Origin of the sequence: Bradyrhizobium jicamae (genome assembly GCF_001440395.1) — a bacterium.
Classification (GTDB): Bacteria; Pseudomonadota; Alphaproteobacteria; order Rhizobiales; family Xanthobacteraceae; genus Bradyrhizobium; species Bradyrhizobium jicamae.
On record NZ_LLXZ01000011.1, the window covers coordinates 17,912 to 36,346 of the forward strand.

Sequence of the window (18,435 nt, forward strand, 5' to 3'; positions counted from 1 at the left end):
GATCGCCGCATGCCCGACAGCGAAAAGATCGTCATCGCGCCGCATCTCGTCTTCGATGCCATCACGGCCGGCCCGCCCGGCGCGCCGCTGGTGCTGTTGCTGCACGGCTTTGCGGAATCGATGCATTGCTGGCGCGCGCAGGTCACGGCGCTCGGCGACATGGGTTATCGCGCCATTGCGCCGGGCCAGCGCGGCTATTCGCCGGGCGCCCGCCCCGATCCGCGCGAATTTTCGCACTACCTGATCGACCGCCTGATGGACGATGCGCTGGCGATCGCCGCGGCCGCAGGCTATGGCGACGCACGCTTTCATCTCGCCGGCCATGACTGGGGCGGCAGCATCGCCTGGGGCATCGCCGACCGCCACCACGAACGGTTGGCCTCGCTCACGATTCTCTCGCGGCCACATCCAAACGCCTTCAACCGCGCGCTCGAAACCGACAGCGAACAGGCGCAGCGCTCAAAACATCACAAGGCGTTTCTGGAACCTGACGCCGCCGATATTGTGCTCGCGGACGACGCCAGATGGCTGCGCGAGCGTCTCACCGCCAACGGCGTTCCCGCGGACGCGATCGAGATGCATCTCGCCGTACTCGGCAACAAAGACGCAATGGAAGCCGCGTTGGCCTGGTATCGCGCGCGCGGCGCGATCCGCGGGCCGCTCGGCCCGATCCGCGTGCCGACGCTTTATGTCTGGGGCGATGCCGACGACACCGTCGGCCGTATCGCGGCCGAAGGCACCGTCGATTTCATCGCCGCGCCCTATCGCTTCGAGGAGTTGCCCGGCGTCGGCCACTTTGCGGCGGATCAGGCGCCGGAACGTGTATGCGAATTAATGCTGGAACATCTCGCGGCGCATCCGATGTAAGGAACGCAACGCACGCAAGAATGTTGTCGTGCACAAAAAGGAGCACGACAAATTGGCCAACGAACAACCCTTGGATAAACCCGCCGCAACCAACCGCAAGCCGGCCCGGAACCAGGCGCGTCAGCCACAACAGCCACAGGTTCGCTCGCCGCTTCTGAACGACGGCCCGGAACTGGAGCGCGACAGCCACTGCTGAAGCCGACTGCAAAAAAACGAAGCGCGACGGAGGACGAAACCTCCGTCGCGCTTTTTGCTGTCCGCTTGAAGCTGGTGCGCCCTACTCGCTCTTGTCGATATTCCAGAACACCGGCGTTGCCGGGCCGTCGACGATGCCGGTGAGCGATTTGCGCCAGCCGCTCGGGATCAAATACTGGCCGAGCGGGATGTAGATCACCTGTTCATAGGCCTGCTTCTGGATGTCGGCAGCGATCTTCTTCTGCTCGTCCAGCGTGGCGGAGCGCGCAAACTTGTCGCGGAGCTCTTCGATCTTGGCGTCTTCGGCCCAGCCGAACCAGCCGCCGTTCTTGCCGCGACCGCCCACTGAAGCGTTGGCGACCGGGTTGGAAACGTCGGCGGCAACCCAGTTGGTGAAGAACATGTTCCAGCCGCCTTCCTTCGGCGGCTTCTGGCTGGCGCGGCGGGTCACGACGGTCTGCCAGTCGGTGGCCTGCACGTCGACCTTGAAGCCGGCTTCGCGGAGCAATTGCGCCGCGACGATCGGCTGCGCCTTCAGCGTCACGACGTCACCGGGCGCCATGACCACGACCGGCGTGCCATCGTAACCGGACTCGGCGAGCAGCTTCTTCGCTTCCGCCATGGCATTGCCCTTCACCAGGCTCTCGGCGCCGACATCGCTCTCCAGCGGGGTATCGCATACGAAGATCGCACCGCAGATCTTTTGATACTTGGCATTGCCGACCAGCGCGTCGAGCACGTCCTTCTGCTTCATGGCCAGGAAGGCCGCGCGGCGAACCTTGACGTTATCGAAGGGCGGATAGAGGAAGTTCATCCGGCCCAGCGTCTGGAAACCGAACTTGTTGAGGACGTCGACCTTGATGTCCTTGTTCGCCTCCAGCACCGGCAGCAAATCGAACGGCAGGTTCTCCATGAAGTCGATATCGCCCGACTGCAGCGCGTTCACCGCGGTCTGCGCATCCGGCATCGTGATCCATTCGACGCGATCGACCTTCACGACCTTGCCGCCGGAGGTCCAGCTCGGCGCTTCCTTGCGCGGGACATAGTCCGGGTTCTTTTCATAAACGGCCTTCACGCCCGGCTGGAATTCCGCTTGCACGAACTTGAACGGACCTGATCCGACCTGTTCCTTGATCTGCTGGCCGGCGGGCGTTTCCGCCAGCCGCTTCGGCATCATGAACGGGGTGTAGGACGACGGCTTGCCGATCGACTCCAGCACTAGGCCGTAGGGCTCCTTCAGTTTCAGCGCAAAGCTCTTGGCGTCGATCGGCTCCAGGCTGGCGACGAAATCCATCAGCTTCTGGCCCATCGTGTCGTTGCGGCCCCAACGCTTCAGCGAGGCGACGCAATCTTCCGCCGTGACCGGCTGGCCGTCATGCCACTTCAGGCCATCGCGCAACGTGAATGTGTAGGTCAGCTTGTCATCGCTGACTTTCCAATCGGCCATCTGCGGCTGGATCTTGAAGCTGGAATCCGTCGCCAACAGCGTGTCGTAGACCATGTAGCCATGGTCGCGGGTGATGTAGGCGGTGGTGAAACCGGGATCGATGACGCGCAGGTCGGAATGCATCACGGCGGTGATGGTCTTCTTGCCGGCGGCCATGGCCTGCGAGCTCAGGGCTAGCGACGTCACCGCTACCGACAGCGCAAGCGCCGACAATGCGGACGCTATCGTGGGACGCTTCCAACGCATGATGGGGAACATTCGATCTCTCCTGACGTGAAACTGGTCAAAGTCCGCTGATTCATTATGCATGCGGTTCGTTATTTGGGCGAACTAACACGCTGTAAATCCTGACTATTTGAAGACTTGCATCAAGCGCGCGGCACGTCAATCGGCTTTGAGGCGACCACCACCCTGCGGATACCGCGGACGCGCGCTCATGTTTCACTTTACAAATCCGCGCGAGATCATTCTCGTAGGCGGCGAGACCGGTGCCCGATTAGTCGAAACCCAAGATCAAGAAAACCAAGAGAAGTCCATGAACCCAGCCAATCTTCCCTTTGATTCCGAGGCCATGCTGCAGGGTCTGCGTAGCTGGGTGGAATGCGAAAGCCCGACCTGGGACAAGAGCGCCGTCGAGCGCATGCTTGACCTCGCCGCACGCGACATGGCGATCATGGGTGCGACCATCGAGCGCATCGCCGGCCGCCAAGGTTTTGCCGGCTGTGTCCGCGCCCGCTTTCCGCACCCCAAACAAGGCGAGCCCGGCATCCTGATCGCCGGCCACATGGATACCGTCCACCCCGTCGGCACCATCGAGAAACTGAAATGGCGGCGCGAGGGCGGCAAATGCTTCGGCCCCGGCATTTTCGACATGAAGGGCGGCAATTACCTCTCGCTGGAAGCGATCCGGCAACTGGCCCGCGCCGCGTTCACGACACCCCTGCCGATTACCGTGCTGTTCACGCCGGATGAGGAGGTCGGCACGCCCTCGACCCGCGACATCATCGAGGCGGAAGCGGCGCGCAACAAATATGTGCTGGTGCCGGAGCCCGGACGGCCCAACAACGGCGTCGTCACCGGCCGCTACGCAATTGCACGCTTCAATCTCGAAGCTGTCGGCAAGCCGAGCCACGCCGGCGCGACGCTCTCCTCCGGCCGCTCCGCGATCCGCGAAATGGCACGCCAGATTATAGCCATCGACGGCATGACGACCGAAGATTGTACGTTCTCGGTCGGCATCGTGCATGGCGGCCAGTGGGTCAATTGTGTCGCCACCACCTGCACCGGCGAGGCACTCAGCATGGCCAAGCGCCAGGCCGATCTCGACCGCGGCGTCGAACGCATGCTGGCGTTGTCTGGCACGAGCAATGACGTGAGCTTCACCGTGACGCGCGGCGTGACCCGCCCGGTCTGGGAGCCCGATGCCGGTACCATGGCGCTGTACGAAAAGGCCCGCGGCATTGCCGCGCAGCTTGGCCTCGAACTGCCGCATGGCAGCGCCGGCGGCGGTTCCGACGGCAACTTTACCGGCGCGATGGGTATCCCGACGCTGGACGGCCTCGGCGTCCGCGGCGCCGATGCCCACACGCTCAACGAACATATCGAGGTCGACAGCCTCGCCGAACGCGGCCGGCTGATGGCTGGGCTTTTGGCGACGCTGGAGTAATGGCGATTGCCCTGCGCCGTCATTGAGAAGAGCCAACGGGTCGCGTGAATGCGCGGCCGATGACAAGGCTTGGCGACGGAAGCAATCCATCTTTCGGCGGATGCGTGGATTGCTTCGCTTTGCTCGTAATGAGGACGAATGTTCTTCCTTCGAACCGCTTAGCTGCATCGCAAAAAACGCAGGCGCAATGGCACGGGACTTGCTGAAATGCTACGCTGACGGCGCGGAAACCAACTCCAAGACCGGCGCTGCCCAATTCACCCACAACTGACGGATCAAGATGCTCGGATATCTGCTTCGCCGCATTCTCGCCGCCATTCCCGTGATGGGCGTGGTCGCGCTGTTTGTGTTCCTCCTGCTGCGGCTGACGCCGGGCGATCCCGCCGCGATTTTGGCCGGCGACAATGCGACGCCCGAGCAGCTCGAGCGCATCCGCACGTCGCTCGGCCTCAATGAGCCGCTCTACACCCAGTTCTTCACCTGGATCGGCAAGCTGCTGCAGGGTGACCTCGGCATGTCGCTGATATCAAACGTGCCGGTGCTGACGATGATCAGCAAGCGCGTCGAGCCGTCGATCTCGATCGCGCTCTGCACCATCATCCTGGCTGTCATTGTCGCCGTGCCGCTTGGCGTAATCGCGGCGTGGAAGCACGGCACCTGGATCGACCGTTTCGTGATGGGCCTGTCGGTCATCGGCTTTTCGGTGCCGGTGTTCGTGATCGGCTATGTCCTGATCCAGATCTTTGCGATCGAACTGCGCTGGGTGCCGGTGCAGGGTTTCCGCAGCATCACGGCAGGGTTCGGCCCATTCTTCGAGCGCATCATCCTGCCGACCTGCACGCTCTCCTTCATCTACGTTGCGCTGATCGCGCGCATGACGCGGGCGGCAATGCTCGATGTGCTGGGTGAGGATTACGTCCGCACCGCGCGGGCGAAAGGCATCAGCGAGACCGGTGTGCTGCTGCGCCATGCACTGCGCAACGCCGCCGTGCCCGTCATCACGGTGATCGGAACGGGTTTCGCGCTGCTGATTTCCGGCGTCGTCGTTACCGAGAGCGTGTTCAACGTGCCCGGCATCGGCCGCCTCACCGTCGATGCGGTGCTGGCGCGCGACTATCCGGTGATTCAGGCGATGATCCTTTTGACGTCGGGCATCTATGTCACCGTCAACCTGTTGATCGACCTCGCCTACACCCTTCTTGATCCAAGAATTCGTTACTGAGGTTCGGCACGATGGCAATCGAAACCCTTCCCGAACCGTCAATCCCGGTCACCACGCCGTTCCGGCCGAAACTGGGATTCCTCACGGCGACCCCGATCATCGCGACCGCGAGCATCTGCCTTGGGTTGATCATCCTGATGGCAATCCTCGCGCCCCTGCTCGCGCCGCACGACCCGCAATTGCTGTTGCCGGCGCAACGGCTGAAGCCGGCCAGCGCGACATTCCTGCTCGGCACCGACGCCTATGGTCGCGACGTGCTGTCGCGCATCATCTACGGCGCACGGATTTCGCTGCTGATCGGCCTTGGCGCCGCAGTCTTCTCGATCGGCATCGGCCTTCTGATCGGGCTCGTCTCCGGCTTCTTCCGCTGGGTCGACGCCGTGATGATGCGGGTGATGGACGGCCTGATGGCGATCCCGTCCATCCTGCTCGCGATCGCCGTGGTGTCGCTGTCGGGCGCTAGCCTGACGACGGTGCTGGTCGCGATCACCATTCCGGAAATTCCCCGCGTGGCGCGGCTGGTGCGTTCGGTCGTGCTGTCGGCGCGCGAGGAGCCTTATGTGGAGGCCGCGATCTCGGTCGGCACCAGCCTGCCCAAGATCATGTGGCGGCATTTGATGCCGAACACGGTCGCGCCGCTGATCGTGCAAGGCACCTATGTCTGCGCTTCCGCCATCCTCACCGAAGCCATCCTGTCGTTCCTCGGCGCCGGCATCAGCCCGGAAACGCCGACCTGGGGCAACATCATGGCCGAGGGCCGCGCCTACTTCCAGGTCAAGCCGTCGCTGATCTTCTGGCCGGGCCTGTTGCTGTCGATCGCCATCCTGAGCATCAACCTGATCGGCGACGCCGCCCGCGATGCCCTCGATCCGCGCATGAAGCAGCGGGAGGCCGGAAAATGAGTTCGACCTCTCCCCGTCATTGCGAGCGAAGCGAAGCAATCCATCTCGCCGCACGAAGAAAGAATGGATTGCTTCGTCGCTCCGCTCCTAGCAATGACGGCAGAAATAACTGAGATGAAAAACATCGTTCTCGACATCGACAACCTCGTCGTCGGCCTCGGCAAGAATCCGTCCGGCCAGCGCATCATCGACGGCGTCTCGCTGCAGGTCCGCGAAGGCGAGACGCTGTGCGTGGTCGGCGAAAGCGGCTCCGGCAAGTCCGTAACCTCGCTCACCGTGATGGGCCTGCTGCAAAAGGGCGCGCTGGTGCCCTCCGGCGGCAGCGTCAAGCTGGTCGGCGAAGAACTGCTGACCGCCACCGACAAGCGCCTGCGGCAATTGCGCGCCACACGGATGGCAATGATCTTTCAGGAGCCGATGACGGCGCTCAATCCGGTGGTGCCCGTCGGCCGCCAGATCGACGAGGTCCTGCGCGCCCACACCGACCTCGATGCCCGCGCCCGCCGCCAGAAGATCCTGGCGATGATGGAGCATGTGCGGCTGCCGGATGTGGAGCGCATCTTTGCCTCCTACCCGCACCGGCTGTCCGGCGGACAGCGCCAGCGCATCATGATCGCGATGGCGCTGGTACTCGAACCGAAACTCCTGATCGCGGACGAGCCGACCACCGCGCTCGACGTCACCACGCAGAAGCAGATCCTCACCCTGATCCGCGACCTGCAGCGCGACCACGGCACCGCGGTGCTGTTCATCACCCATGACATGGGCGTGGTCGCGGAGATTGCCGACCGCGTCGCCGTGATGCGCTACGGCCGGCTGGTCGAGACCGGCACGCTCGACGGCATCCTGCGCACGCCGGCGATGGAATACACCCGCAACCTGCTCTCCTCGGTGCCGAGCCTGGTGCCGCGGGCGCCGCGCGCGGAAACCGACGAGCCGATCGTGCTGGAAGCCAACGAACTCGGCAAAGTCTACCGCGAGCGTTCCTTCTTCGGAAAATCCCGCGAAGTCGCCGCCGCCAAGGACGTCACTCTCACGCTGCGCAAGGGCCGTACGCTCGGCATCGTCGGTGAGAGCGGCTCCGGCAAATCGACGGTGGCGCGCTGCATCGTCCGCCTGATCGATCCGACGTCGGGCGGCGTACGGCTCGCCGGCCGCGAGATTTCCGACCTGTCGCGGCGGCTGCTCCAGCCGCATCGCAAGAAGATCCAGATCATCTTCCAGGACCCCTATCGCTCGCTCAATCCGCGGATCACCGTCGGCGAGACCATCGCGGAAGGCCCGATCAATTACGGCATGCCGCGTGCGGAGGCGCTGGCGAAGGCGCGCGAGCTGCTCGAGCTGGTCGGCCTGCCGGCGGATGCGGTCTCGCGCTATCCGCACCAATTCTCCGGCGGCCAGCGCCAGCGCATCGCGATCGCGCGTGCGCTCGCGCTCGATCCCGACGTTCTGGTTGCGGACGAAGCGGTTTCCGCCCTCGACGTCTCGGTGCAGGCGCAGGTGCTCGAACTGCTCGACGAAATCCAGAAGCGGCTGGGCATCGCGCTCCTGTTCATCACCCACGATCTTCGTGTTGCAGCGCAGATCTGCGACGACGTCGCGGTGATGCAACATGGCCGGATTGTGGAACAGGGACCGGCGGCAGAGGTGCTGACCCATCCGCAACAGCCCTATACCAAGGCGCTGCTCGATGCCGCGCCCGGCCGCGGCTGGGATTTCGCGAATTTCCGGCCAGTGGAGGTCGCGGCGGAGTAGCGACGGCCTTTCTGCGTCATTGCGAGCGAAACGAAGCAATCCATCTCTCCGCGCGGGGATAGATGAATTTCTTCGTCGCTTTGCTCCTCGCAATGACGGGCTTATGGCGGTGCAAGACAATTACTAACGCCCACGCGGCATGCAAAACGGAATTGCTCCGCGGCTTGCGCTTGCCGCGATCTCCCGCTTAACGTCCCCCCAACGAAAAACACCGGCTGAGACATATGACCCGCATCGCCGTCGGCGGCTTCCTGCACGAGACCAACACCTTCGCGCCGACCAAGGCGACCTATGCCGATTTCGTTCATGGCGGCGGCTGGCCATCGATGGCCCATGGGCCCGATGTGCTGAAGGTCATGCGCAAGATCAATGTCGGCCTTGCCGGCTTCGTCGAGACGGCTGAGGCCAATGGCTGGGAACTGGTCCCGACCATCGCCGCGGCCGCCAGCCCATCGGCGCATGTCACGACCGATGCCTTCGAACGCGTCATGAAGGAGATGGTCGACGGCATCGCCAATGCCGGCCCGATCGACGCCGTCTACCTTGATCTGCACGGCGCCATGGTGACCGAGCAGCACGATGATGGCGAAGGCGAGATCCTCGCCCGCGTGCGCAAGGTGATAGGCCCGGATCTGCCGCTGGTCGCGAGTCTCGACCTCCACGCCAACGTCTCGCCCGAGATGGTGGAGCATGCGGATGCACTCATTGCCTACCGCACCTACCCTCACGTCGACATGGCCGACACCGGCCGAGCCTGTGCAAGGCACCTCGCGCTGATATTGAAGAGCGGGCAACGCTTCGCCAAGGCATTCCGGCAGTTGCCGTTCCTGATCCCGATCTCGTGGCAATGCACCAACGACCAGCCGACCAAAGGCATCTATGAAGGGCTCGCAGCGCTCGAAAGCGACGCGGTGCCGACGCTGTCCTTTGCGCCGGGCTTTCCGGCGGCGGATTTTCCTCATTGCGGACCGAGCGTGTTTGCCTATGGCCGGACGCAGGCCGACGCCGATGCCGCCGCCGACAGGATCGTCGCGCTGATCGAGAGCCATGAGGACGATTTCGACGGCCGCATCTATTCGCCCGATGACGGCGTGCGCCTCGCCATGGAGCTTTCGAAATCGGCAACAAGGCCGATCATCATTGCCGATACCCAGGACAATCCCGGTGCGGGCGGCGATTCCGACACCACCGGCATGCTGCGCGCGCTGGTGCGCAACAAGGCGTCCGGTGCCACCGGCGTGATCTACGATCCGGAGTCGGCCAAGGCCGCGCATGCGGCCGGCGTCGGCGCGACCGTCACGCTGGAGCTCGGCGGCAAGTCCGGCATTCCGGGCGATACGCCCTACAAGGAAACCTTTTTCGTCGAGAAACTGTCGGACGGACAATTCGTGGCGTCCGGCCCCTATTACGGCGGCCGCGACATGGACATGGGTCCGTCGGCCTGCCTGCGCATCGGCGATGTCAGGGTCGTCGTCGGCTCCTACAAGGCGCAACTTGCGGATCAGTCGATGTACCGCTATGTCGGCATCGAGCCGACCGAACAGAAGATCCTGGTCAACAAAAGCTCGGTGCATTTCCGCGCCGATTTCGAACCGATCGCCGAAAAGCTCCTGATCTGCGCCGCGCCCGGCGCGATGCCGGCCGATACGGCCACGCTGCCCTGGACGCGGCTGCGTCCGGGCATCCGCATCAAGCCGAACGGCGCCGCCTTCACCCCATCCGCCCAATCACGCTCAAAATCTTCAGTCACGGGATAACAGACATGCCTAACATTGAACGCATCGACGGCTTTGCCGACGAACTCACCGCCATCCGTCGCGATCTGCATGCCCACCCCGAGATCGGCTTCGAGGAAGTTCGCACCTCCGGTATCGTCGCGGAGAAGCTGAAGGGCTGGGGTATCGAGGTGCATCGCGGACTCGGCGGCACCGGCGTGATCGGCGTCCTCAAGGGCAAGGGCAGCGGCGGCAAGCGCATCGGCCTGCGCGCCGACATGGACGCGCTGCCGATGGAGGAAAACACCAACCTGAAATGGCGTTCGACCATTCCCGGTCGTTTCCACGGCTGCGGCCATGACGGCCACACCACGATGCTGCTCGGTACCGCACGCTATCTGGCGGAGACCAAGAATTTCGACGGCACCGTGCATTTCATCTTCCAGCCGGCCGAGGAAGGGCTCGGCGGCGCCCGCGCCATGATCAAGGATGGCCTGTTCCAGAAGTTTCCCTGCGACGAGATCTACGGGCTGCACAACGCGCCGGACCTGAACCATGGCGAGATCGCGATCCTGCCGGGCCCGGCAATGGCCGGCGCCGACTTCTTCGACATCACCATCCAGGGCTATGGCGCGCATGGCGCGATGCCCGAGCGCTCCAAGGACGCGGTGGTGATCGCTACGACGCTGGCGCAGGCACTGCAGACCATCGTCAGCCGCAACGTCGACCCGTTGAAGTCGGCGGTGCTGTCGGTCACGCAAATCCATGCCGGCTCCGCCAACAACGTGATCCCCGGCGAGGCTAGGCTCGGCGGCACCGTGCGCGCCTTCGATGACGGCGTGCGCGCGCTGATCCGCGAGCGCATGCGCAAGATCTGCGCCGGCGTTGCCGCGACATTCGAGTGCGAAATCACCGCCGACATCAACGACACGTTCAGCGTCCTCATCAATGAGGAGGAACAGTCCAAGGTGGTCGAAGCCGTGGCAAAGACGGTGGTCGATCCAGCCAACGTGTTGACGCGCTCGGCCCCAAAGATGGGCAGCGAGGATTTCGCCGACATGATGCAGGTGGTGCCCGGCGCCTATTTCTGGGTCGGCCATGATGGCTCGGTGCCCGTGCACAATCCCGGCTACGTACTCGACGACAAGATCCTGCCGATCGGCGCCAGCATGTTCGCCCGCATCATCGAAACCCGGCTACCGGTAGGTTAGCATGCAGAACGCAGCCCCCGAGGAAGAGGTCACCTCGCTGCATGACCTCTCCGCCACTGATCTGATCGCAGGTTATCGCGCAAAGCAGTTCTCGCCCTCGGAAGTGCTGGAGGAAGTGATCGAGCATGTCGCGGCGTGGGAGCCGCACATCAAGGCGTTGTATCTGTACGATCCCGACGGCGCACGCGCGGTCGCGAAAGCATCGACCGACCGCTGGCAGAAGGGCGAGCCGGTGAGCACGCTCGACGGCGTGCCGGTGACGATCAAGGACAATATCGCCACCAAGGGTCAGCCGATACCGCTGGGGTCAGCCAGCGTGAAACTGGTGGCGGCGGAAAAGGATGCACCGCCCGCCGCACGCTTGCGCGAATCCGGCGCGATCATCTTCGCCAAGACGACGATGCCGGATTACGGCATGCTGTCGTCAGGTCTCTCCAGCTTCCATCCCCTCACCCGCAATCCCTGGGACCTGAGCAAGAATCCCGGTGGTTCCTCGTCGGGCGCGGGCGCGGCGGGCGCGGCCGGTTACGGCCCGCTGCATCTCGGTACCGATATCGGCGGCTCGGTCCGGCTGCCGGCTTCGTGGTGCGGTCTGGTCGCGCTGAAGCCGAGCCTCGGGCGCGTTCCGATCGATCCGCCCTATGTCGGCCGGGTCGCCGGCCCCATGACCCGCACGGTCGACGATGCGGCGCTGATGATGTGCGTGCTGTCGAAGCCGGATCGCCGCGACGGCATGAGCCTGCCGGCTGATACCATCAACTGGCGGGCGCACGACAAGTCGCCGCGCAAGGTTCGGATCGGCCTCATGCTCGATGCCGGCGCCGGGCAGAAGCTGGAAAGCGACGTGCGAAACGTTGCCGTCAACGCGGCCAAGGCGTTCGAATCCGCCGGCGCCGTCGTCAGCGAGGTCAGCGGCGTCCTGACGCGCGAGATCATCGACGGCCTCGACAATTTCTGGCGGGCGCGATTGTGGGACGATCTGTCAAAATTGTCGCCCGAGGAGCGCGGCAAGACGCTGCCCTACATCCACAAATGGGCGGAAGCCGGTGCAAAACTTTCCGGCGTCGACGTCATCAGGGGCTTCAACGCCACCATGGCGATCCGCACCGCGGCGGCAAAACTGTTCTGCGAGTTCGACTACGTGATTTCGCCGGTATCGCCGGTGGTCAACTTCCCGGCCGAGTTTGCCGCCCCGCTTAACGATCCGGATAAACCGTTCGAGCACATTGCCTATACCGTGCCGTGGAATATGGCGGAGAATCCGGCGCTCTCGATCAATGGCGGGTACGACGCCAAGGGTTTTCCGATCGGCGTCCAGATCATCGGCCGCCGCTTCGACGATCTCGGCGTGCTCGGCATGGCCAAGGCGTTCGAGGGCCTGCGCGGGCCGCAGAAGCCGTGGCCGACGCCGCCGAAGAAGTAAACGCAAGACCTGCAGGGACATGCGGGATTGTCATGCGCGGGCCTGACCCGCGCATCCATCGTCTTCATAAAAGATGGATTGCCGGGTCAAGCCCGGCAATGACAAGATGAACATCAACAGCAAGCATTACGCGAGGAACCGCTCCCATGGCGTATGAGACCATCAAGTACGAGGTCGACGAACAGATTCTCACCATCACGCTGAACCGGCCCGACAAGCTCAACGCCTTCAACGGCACGATGCAGCAGGAGCTGATCGACGCCTTCGACGCCGCCGACAAGGACGACAATGTCCGCGCCATCATCGTCACCGGCGCAGGCCGCGGCTTCTGCGCCGGCGCCGATCTCTCTTCCGGCGCCAACACATTCGACCGCGACGCGCGGCGTGGCCCGGTGAAGCGGCTCACCAGCGGCGCGGTGGATTACAGCGATCCCATGGTGCGCGACGGCGGCGGTCAGGTGACGCTGCGCATCTTCAAATGTCTGAAGCCCGTGATCGCGGCGGTGAACGGGCCAGCGGTCGGCATCGGCGTCACCATGCAGCTTGCGATGGATATCCGCATTGCGTCGGACGCCGCGCGCTTCGGCTTCGTGTTCTCCCAGCGCGGCATCGTGCCGGAAGCCGCCTCGAGCTGGTTCCTGCCGCGCATCGTCGGCATCTCGCAGGCGCTGGAATGGTGCTATTCGGGCCGCGTCTTCCCGGCGCAGGAAGCGCTCGCCGGCCGTCTCGTCAGCAAGGTGGTGCCGCCGGACGATCTGTTGCCGACCGCCCGCGCGCTGGCAAAAGAATTTGCCGCCAAGACCGCGCCGGTATCGGTGGCGCTGATCCGGCAGATGATGTGGCGCATGATGGGCGCCGACGATCCGATGGAAGCCCACAAGGTCGACAGCCGCGGCATCTACGCCCGCGGCCGCTCGGACGACGTGAAGGAAGGCGTAGTGTCATTTTTGGAAAAGCGCCCGGCCGAGTTCAAGAACAAGGTTTCGTCTGACATGCCCGACTATTTCCCGTGGTGGGACGAGCGGGAATACAAATAGCCCGGCCGTAGGGTGGGCAAAGCGCAGCGTGCCCACCATCCTTTTACGCCGCGAGAATGGTGGGCACGGCGCAAGTGCGCCTTTGCCCTCCTACGACTTCATCCCATCGTCAGCGCCACACGTCCAATCGCCTTGCGATCGATCAACAGCCGCATCGCCTTCGCATAGTCTTCCAGCGGCAACCGGTGCGAGACGTTGGGGCGCACCTTCCCGGCCTCCGCCCATTCCGTCAGCGCCTTGATCCTGACCTCGCCGAGCGCGGGATTTCGCCGCACCGCTTCGCCGGCGCGCACGCCGAGCACGCTGGCGCCCTTGATCATCAACAGATTGGTCTTTGCCAGCCCGATGCCGCCGGTGAACCCTATGACGAGTAGCCGCGCGCCCCAGTTGATGCAGCGCATCGAATTCTCGAACACCTCGCCGCCGACGGGATCGAACACCACGTCCGCGCCCTGCCCGTCGGTAATGCGCTTGACGGCGTCGCGGAACGGTTCGCGGTCGTAGCGGATGAGATGATCCGCGCCCCTCGCTTTCGCAATCTCAAGCTTCTCGTCGCTTGACGCCGTCGCGATCACGATGGCCCCTAGCATCTTGCCGATCTCGACGGCGGCAAGCCCGACGCCGCCGCCGGCGCCGTGCACCAGCAGCACCTCGCCGGGCTGGAGCCGGCCGCGATCGATCAGCGCGTGATAGGCGGTGCCGTGCCCGGCCAGGAACGTCGCGCCCTCCGCGTAGTCGAACGTGGAAGGCAGTTTGACGAGCTGCGACGGGCTGGCGACGGCCTCATCGGAATAGGCGCCGTGACGCATCTTGACGATCACCTTGTCGCCAACCGTAACGCCCGTGGCTTCGTTGACCTCGACGACATCGCCGGCGGCTTCCATGCCCGGCGTGAACGGCAGCGGCGGCTTGAGCTGATATTCGCCCGCCGCCATCAGCACGTCAGGGAAATTCAACCCGGCGGCGCGAATGGCGACGCGCACCTGCCCGGGCGCCAGCGGTACCGCGGCAAAGGTTTCCAGACGCAGGCTCTCGGGCGGACCGAGCTCGCGGCAGACGACAGCCCTCGGCATCAGGCGGCCCGCGCCTTCACGCGCTCCAGCGCTTCGCGGATTAGCGGCATCCGGTCGTTGCCGAAATACATGTCGGTCTTGTCGACAAAGATCGTCGGCGAGCCAAATCCGCCGCGGGCCATTACCTCGTCCGTGTTGGCCTTGAGCTGGTCCTTGATCGCCTGCTGGCCAATGCCTTCAAAGAACTTGACGTGGTCAATGCCGACCTTCTTGCAGATCTCCGTCAACACCGAGTCCTGCGAGATGTCCTTGTCGGCGCCCCAATAGGTCTCGAACACCGCGGTGGCGAACGGCACCATCTCCTTGTTGCCGAGCCAGATGCAGCCGCGCATCGCCTTGACGCTGTTCACGGGAAATACCGTCGGCGGCATCTTGATCGCGAGTCCGGCGGAGCGTGCCCAGTCGCCGAGGTCCTTCTTCATGTAGCGCGCCTTCAACGGCACCGGGGTCTCGCGCTGCGCGTAGACGCTCGGATTGACGGTATTGAAGATGCCGCCGACCAGGATCGGCCGCCAGCTGATCTCGACGCCGAGTTCTTTGGCCAGCGGCTGGATGTTGTGAAAGGCGAGATAGGTCCAGGGACTGGAACAGTCGAAGAAGAATTCGATCATGGGTGTTTCCTCTTGTTATTCAGACTTGTGCTGTTTCCACCGTCATTGCGAGCGAAGCGAAGCAATCCATCGCGCCGCCCAAAGAAAGAATGGATTGCTTCGCTGCGCTCGCAATGACGGCATGGCTGGGGCTCAACTCTTCCCCGCCATCTCCTTTGCGCGCGCACCGAACATATTCCGCCGCGCCTCCTCGTCGAACGGCTCCTTCACGAACTTGCCGATCGCCAGCCCCGCCTGCACCTGCGGTCGTGCGCGCACGTCCGCGTACCAGCGCTTGACGTTCGGGTAGTCGTCGAGCGTAAAGCCCTGCGCCTTGTGGGTCATGGTCCAGGGGAAGCAGGCGATGTCGGCGATCGAATAGTCGCCGGCGATATAGGCGCCGGTCTTGCCTAATTGCGTGTCGAGCACACCGTAAAGCCGCGCCGCCTCGTCACGGTATCGCTCGATCGCGTAGGGAATCTTCTCCGCCGCGTAGAGCGCGAAATGGCCGTGCTGGCCGAGCATAGGCCCCAGCCCACTCATCTGCCACATCAGCCATTGCATCACCTGGGACCGTGCCCGCATCTCCGTGGGCAGGAAACGCCCGGTCTTGTCGGCGAGATAGATCAGGATCGCCCCGGTCTCGAACACCGAGAATGGCCCCTGCCCGTCGGCGGGTTCGTGGTCCACGATGGCCGGAATGCGATTATTCGGGCTGATCGCCAGAAACTCCGGCCTGAACTGCTCGCCGGCGCGGATGTTGACCGGAATGACCCGATAGGGAAGCCCGAGTTCCTCCAGCATGATCGAGATTTTCCAGCCGTTCGGCGTTGGCGCGTAATGCAGGTCGATCATGGCTCCCCTGGCTGTCGATGCGGAAATATTCCCCGCGGTGGCGACTTTTGTTGTTCTGTACCTCGATCTTAAGACATGGCAGACAGGCGCTCAATCCGAACCGAACGGGAGGCTCCCATGCTGTTTCCAACCACGATCGCAGGCTCGTTGCCCAAGCCGGAATGGCTGGCCGAGCCCAACACGCTGTGGGCCCCCTGGCGGTCGAAAGGCGACGAACTCGCCCGCGCCAAGCGCGACGCCACCATGCTGGCGGTGAAGCTGCAGGAAGATTCCGGCATCGATATCGTTACCGAGGGCGAGCAGGCCCGCCAGCATTTCGTCCATGGTTTTCTGGAGAAGGTCGAGGGCATCGATTTCGCCCACAAGGTCGAGATGGGCATCCGCAAGGACCGCTACAAGGCGATGGTGCCACAGGTGGTTGCACCGCTGACCCTGAAGGGCCGCGTCCATGCGGACGAAGCCCGCGTCGCCCGCAGCCATACCACCCGCAAGCTGAAATTCACCCTGCCCGGCCCGATGACTATCGCCGACACCGTCGCCGACAGCCATTACGGCGACAAGGTCAAGATGGCCTTCGCCTTTGCCGAACTGCTCAACAACGAGGCCAAGGCGTTGCAAGCCGACGGCATCGACGTGATCCAGTTCGACGAACCCGCCTTCAACGTCTTCATGGATGAGGTCTCCGACTGGGGCATAAGAGCGCTCGAGCGCGCCGCTGAAGGCCTGACCTGCACCACCGCCGTCCACATCTGCTACGGCTACGGCATCAAGGCCAACACCGACTGGAAGCAGACGCTCGGCGGCGAGTGGCGGCAATACGAGGATATTTTCCCGGCGATCGAAAAAAGCCCGATCCAGCAGGTCGCGATCGAGTGCCGCAATTCAAAGGTGCCGCTGGATCTGCTGGCGCTGCTCCCCGGCAAGGTGATCCAGGCCGGCGTGATCGACGTCGCCAGCGACACGGTGGAGACCGCCGAGGACGTCGTGAAGGTGATCGAGGCGGTCTCAAAATTCGTGCCGCTCAGCAACATCGTCGCGACGACGAATTGCGGCATGGCCCCGATGCGGCGGGATATCGCGGAAGCGAAGCTGGCCGCGCTGGGTGCGGGCGCGAAGCTGGCCCGGGAGCGGCTGGGGTGATGCTTCAGTCCCCTCTCCCGCAAGCGGGAGAGAGGGCAGACCGCGCAGGCGGCATCACTTTCTAACTAACTCGCGCTCGGATGCAGCACTGGGCGGTATCCAGCATTGAGTGCGCGCAGCGTCGAGGGCGGCGTCAGCAGCTGCGCGTCTTCGATCGTCGCCTCGGTCTTGCTGTAACCAGCCATCGACCATCGCAACGCCCTGCCCCGCACGATTAGAAAGCTCTCCTCACCCAACTGCACCATCGCGCCGTCGGGCAATTGCATCACCGGCACCGGGAGCGGATGCAGCCGCTTCCTGCCGCGCTCCAACCGCTCCCGATGCAACACGCTATCCATCTCCCGCGCACGAATATCCGCAACGCCATTGCCCTTCTCCCACGCGGCGCGAAAGCGGTTGGCGTCGTCGCGGCGGCAGAAGAAGCAAGGGCGATGACCGGCCGCGAAGGCGGTGGCCTCGTCGAGAAAGAACAGCTCGGTCCAGCTCCGCCGGCCCATCACCGGCCGCCGCCAGCCCCGGAATTCGCAAAGACAGGTAATCCAGGCCGGGCTCGACCAGCGCTTTCTCAATAACGTCTTTGTCGCGGGATCATGGATGATGCCGCGATTGCCGGTGAACTGCCCGCGATGCGTGGTGGCGATGATGTCGCCTGATGGCGTGACACGGTTCTGGAGAGGCATCGAAATTGCCCGTTAGCTACGGCGTCATTGCGAGGATCGCAGCGACGACGCAATCCATCTATCCGTTATGCCGCGCTATGGATTGCTTCGCTGCGCTCGCAATGACCGGGAGGCATCACGCCACCCCTCACGGCCGGATCGGCGGCTGGAACGACAACGCGGTATCCCAGGGAAAGTGGATCCAGGTATCCTGCGACACTTCGGTGATGAAGGTGTCGACCAGCGGCTTGCCCTTCGGCTTGGCGTAGACGGTGGCGAAATGGGCGTCCGGGAGCAGCTGGCGTACCAGCCGGCCGGTGGCGCCGGTATCGACGAGGTCGTCGACGATCAACAGCCCCTTGCCCGTGCCGCCCCCGAGTTTGGCGACCTCGGGAGACACGCCCTTGAGCACCTGCAGGTCGCCCTGGCTGGTGTGGTCGTAGCTGGCAATGCAGACGGTATCGATGATGCGGATACCGAGTTCGCGCGCCACGATCGCGGCCGGCACGAGACCGCCGCGGGTGATCGCGATGATGGCGTGAAACGGCCCGACGTCATTGAGCCGCCAGGTCAGCGCACGGCAATCCCTGTGAAACTGGTCCCAGGAAACCGGAAAGGGCCGGCCGGCCCGCGCGTCAGGGCTCGATTCAGAATTACTGTCTGCCACGTTGGTTCGCC

17 protein-coding genes are annotated in these 18,435 nt (G+C 64.0%); 11 read left to right on the forward strand and 6 right to left on the reverse strand.

All coding sequences use genetic code 11. The features are described from left to right. The first annotated feature begins 9 nt into the window (after positions 1–9). Positions 10–867, forward strand: a complete 858-nt coding sequence (locus CQ12_RS02300) for an alpha/beta fold hydrolase (RefSeq protein WP_057833746.1) — start codon at positions 10–12, stop codon at positions 865–867. Between the two features lie 52 nt (positions 868–919). After that, complete coding sequence (locus CQ12_RS43305; protein ID WP_157087954.1) at positions 920–1,063, forward strand: hypothetical protein; 144 nt, start codon at positions 920–922, stop codon at positions 1,061–1,063. Between the two features lie 81 nt (positions 1,064–1,144). Here the strand turns inward: CQ12_RS43305 and CQ12_RS02305 are convergent, their stop codons facing one another. Beyond that, positions 1,145–2,767, reverse strand: a complete 1,623-nt coding sequence (locus CQ12_RS02305; RefSeq protein ID WP_057833747.1) for an ABC transporter substrate-binding protein — start codon at positions 2,765–2,767, stop codon at positions 1,145–1,147. A gap of 277 nt (positions 2,768–3,044) precedes the next feature. Here CQ12_RS02305 and CQ12_RS02310 point away from each other — a divergent pair, with 277 nt between their 5' ends. The 8 genes from CQ12_RS02310 (at position 3,045) to CQ12_RS02345 (ending at position 13,440) form a co-directional block, all read left to right on the forward strand. Further along, entirely contained in the window at positions 3,045–4,175 is a 1,131-nt protein-coding gene (locus tag CQ12_RS02310) for a M20/M25/M40 family metallo-hydrolase (RefSeq protein ID WP_057833776.1), read from the forward strand. Between the two features lie 280 nt (positions 4,176–4,455). Next, positions 4,456–5,397, forward strand: a complete 942-nt coding sequence (locus CQ12_RS02315) for an ABC transporter permease (protein ID WP_057833748.1) — start codon at positions 4,456–4,458, stop codon at positions 5,395–5,397. Between the two features lie 11 nt (positions 5,398–5,408). Next, a complete protein-coding gene (locus tag CQ12_RS02320) occupies positions 5,409–6,299 on the forward strand; it encodes an ABC transporter permease (RefSeq protein WP_057833749.1) in 891 nt (296 codons plus the stop codon). A 114-nt stretch (positions 6,300–6,413) separates the two neighbouring features. Next, the gene (locus CQ12_RS02325; RefSeq protein WP_157087955.1) at positions 6,414–8,054 is read left to right on the forward strand and encodes an ABC transporter ATP-binding protein; all 1,641 of its coding nucleotides are present in this window, start codon (positions 6,414–6,416) and stop codon (positions 8,052–8,054) included. A 224-nt stretch (positions 8,055–8,278) separates the two neighbouring features. Further along, positions 8,279–9,811 carry a M81 family metallopeptidase gene (locus CQ12_RS02330; RefSeq protein WP_057833751.1) on the forward strand — a complete coding sequence of 511 codons (1,533 nt, stop codon included), beginning with the start codon at positions 8,279–8,281 and terminating at the stop codon, positions 9,809–9,811. 5 nt (positions 9,812–9,816) lie between these two features. Then, positions 9,817–10,980, forward strand: coding sequence for a M20 aminoacylase family protein (locus tag CQ12_RS02335; RefSeq protein ID WP_057833752.1), 1,164 nt, complete (start codon positions 9,817–9,819; stop codon positions 10,978–10,980). A 1-nt stretch (position 10,981) separates the two neighbouring features. After that, the gene (locus tag CQ12_RS02340; protein WP_057833753.1) at positions 10,982–12,403 is read left to right on the forward strand and encodes an amidase; all 1,422 of its coding nucleotides are present in this window, start codon (positions 10,982–10,984) and stop codon (positions 12,401–12,403) included. A 146-nt stretch (positions 12,404–12,549) separates the two neighbouring features. Next, the gene (locus tag CQ12_RS02345; protein WP_057833754.1) at positions 12,550–13,440 is read left to right on the forward strand and encodes a crotonase/enoyl-CoA hydratase family protein; all 891 of its coding nucleotides are present in this window, start codon (positions 12,550–12,552) and stop codon (positions 13,438–13,440) included. Between the two features lie 98 nt (positions 13,441–13,538). Here CQ12_RS02345 and CQ12_RS02350 read toward each other — a convergent pair whose 3' ends face one another. The 3 genes from CQ12_RS02350 to CQ12_RS02360 all read right to left on the reverse strand — a co-directional run bounded on the left by CQ12_RS02350 (position 13,539) and on the right by CQ12_RS02360 (position 15,958). Next, positions 13,539–14,513, reverse strand: a complete 975-nt coding sequence (locus tag CQ12_RS02350; protein WP_057833755.1) for an NADPH:quinone oxidoreductase family protein — start codon at positions 14,511–14,513, stop codon at positions 13,539–13,541. Further along, positions 14,513–15,124: a 2-hydroxychromene-2-carboxylate isomerase gene (locus tag CQ12_RS02355; RefSeq protein ID WP_057833756.1), complete on the reverse strand. Its 612-nt coding sequence runs from the start codon at positions 15,122–15,124 to the stop codon at positions 14,513–14,515. The genes CQ12_RS02350 and CQ12_RS02355 overlap by 1 nt, the downstream gene beginning before the upstream one ends. A 132-nt stretch (positions 15,125–15,256) precedes the next feature. Beyond that, positions 15,257–15,958 (reverse strand): glutathione S-transferase N-terminal domain-containing protein, encoded by a 702-nt coding sequence (locus CQ12_RS02360; RefSeq protein ID WP_057833757.1) that lies wholly within the window; start codon positions 15,956–15,958, stop codon positions 15,257–15,259. A 117-nt stretch (positions 15,959–16,075) separates the two neighbouring features. On the opposite strand from CQ12_RS02360, the gene CQ12_RS02365 reads away from it, so the two are divergent. Next, a complete protein-coding gene (locus tag CQ12_RS02365) occupies positions 16,076–17,098 on the forward strand; it encodes a methionine synthase (protein WP_057833758.1) in 1,023 nt (340 codons plus the stop codon). A gap of 65 nt (positions 17,099–17,163) precedes the next feature. Here CQ12_RS02365 and CQ12_RS02370 read toward each other — a convergent pair whose 3' ends face one another. Together CQ12_RS02370 and gpt are read right to left on the reverse strand one after the other, a co-directional pair. Continuing rightward, positions 17,164–17,778, reverse strand: a complete 615-nt coding sequence (locus CQ12_RS02370; protein ID WP_057833759.1) for a hypothetical protein — start codon at positions 17,776–17,778, stop codon at positions 17,164–17,166. Between the two features lie 127 nt (positions 17,779–17,905). After that, the gene (gpt, locus tag CQ12_RS02375; RefSeq protein ID WP_057833760.1) at positions 17,906–18,424 is read right to left on the reverse strand and encodes a xanthine phosphoribosyltransferase; all 519 of its coding nucleotides are present in this window, start codon (positions 18,422–18,424) and stop codon (positions 17,906–17,908) included. Between the last annotated feature and the right edge of the window lie 11 nt (positions 18,425–18,435).